Below are 1391 nucleotides of genomic sequence, written 5' to 3'. Positions count from 1 at the left end.
TCAGTACATCACAAAGCCGCTTAGTTAGAACGTCTGCTTGCTGAAGGTGTGTCTACGACCCAGCAAGCAGACAGTGAGATTCACGAGGACCAGCTCCTTAACTTCCTCGTCAACTGCCTTGACGAGGAAGTTTCTCTGAATCTCGCCAACAACGCTGAAATCGATGCAGAGGACATCTACGAGGTCCTCGTCGGCGCGACCGCCGACGGGACCTCGATCTCCACGCTGTGCAACTCCAGTGAAGACTCGCTATCGGCGAACACGATTCTCTATCATCTACGGACGAAGTTCGAGCCGGAGCGGCTCGAACGAGTCGCTAACACGCTTCTTCGCCGAGACATCGTCGAACTGCTTCCCGAGCAGGTGGAGGTCTGCGCAGACCTCCACCTGCGGCCCTACTACGGTGATGAAGACGACACGGAGAACCTCTATCACTCCGAGGCGAAGCGTGGAACCACCGCATTCCACGCCTACGCCACACTCTACGCGCGTGTGAAGAACAAACGCTACACGCTGGCGGTGCGCCGTCTCGAAGACGGCGACACCGCCAGCAGCGTCCTCGCTGAGTTCCTCGGTGTCCTAGACGGCCTTGACACCGAGGTCAAGGCCGTCTACCTTGATCGCGGATTCTACGACAGCAAGTGTCTCACGCTGCTTCAGGCGCACAACTACGCCTACGTAGTCCCGATCATTCAGTGGGGAAAGACGATTCAGCAGGAACTCTCGGAAGGATGGAGTCGCATTATTCAACACAACCTGACAGGGAAACTCGACGGTCACAGCTGGACCGTCGAGTTTCCCGTCTACATCGACTGTACGTATCTGAACGGGAAATATGACGAGAACGGCGTGGCGCGCCACGGCTACGCCGCTGACGCGCCGTTCATCGAGACTTCACGCGACGCTCGATACCACTACAGCAAACGGTTCGGTATCGAGTCGAGCTATCGGTTGTCCGAGCAAGCGATAGCGACGACAACGACGCGAGATGCAACGGTGAGACTGCTGTACGTCGTGGTGAGTCTGCTGTTGCAGAACGTCTGGCGGTATCTGCACTACGAATACGTGGCGACGCCGCGCCGAGGCGGGCGTCGCCTGTGGTGGTGGCCGTACAAGGAGTTCGTGAATATGGTTCGACGGGCCGCGTGGACGGCCCTCGCGGTGCGTCGGGCCGTCCCCGCGAACCGGCCACCGGATGACCGGTTCTACCGGTAGTCACCGACCGAGCAAGCGTCGTCGCAAGTGGCAACGCTGTCGCGTCGGCGGCTGAGCGCCGCCGACAGCGACAGCTCCGCCTTCGATCAGCGTTGCTCAACCGTGATCGACGACTCACCACAACAAAACAGGTGGCTCAGGTCACACTAACTGGCAATGCTTTGTGAGGTACTGAG

1 protein-coding gene is annotated in these 1391 nt (G+C 59.1%); it reads left to right on the top strand.

From position 1 onward, the window contains the following. The first annotated feature begins 48 nt into the window (after positions 1 to 48). Positions 49 to 1215 (top strand): ISH3 family transposase, encoded by a 1167-nt coding sequence (locus tag LPA46_RS18660; RefSeq protein ID WP_230893810.1) that lies wholly within the window; start codon positions 49 to 51, stop codon positions 1213 to 1215. The last annotated feature ends 176 nt before the right edge of the window (positions 1216 to 1391 follow it).

This window comes from Halobacterium sp. KA-6 (genome assembly GCF_021029015.1).
GTDB lineage: Archaea > Halobacteriota > Halobacteria > Halobacteriales > Halobacteriaceae > Halobacterium.
Note: the sequence above shows the minus strand (reverse complement) of the source record. Positions and strands in the feature narration are given on the sequence as shown.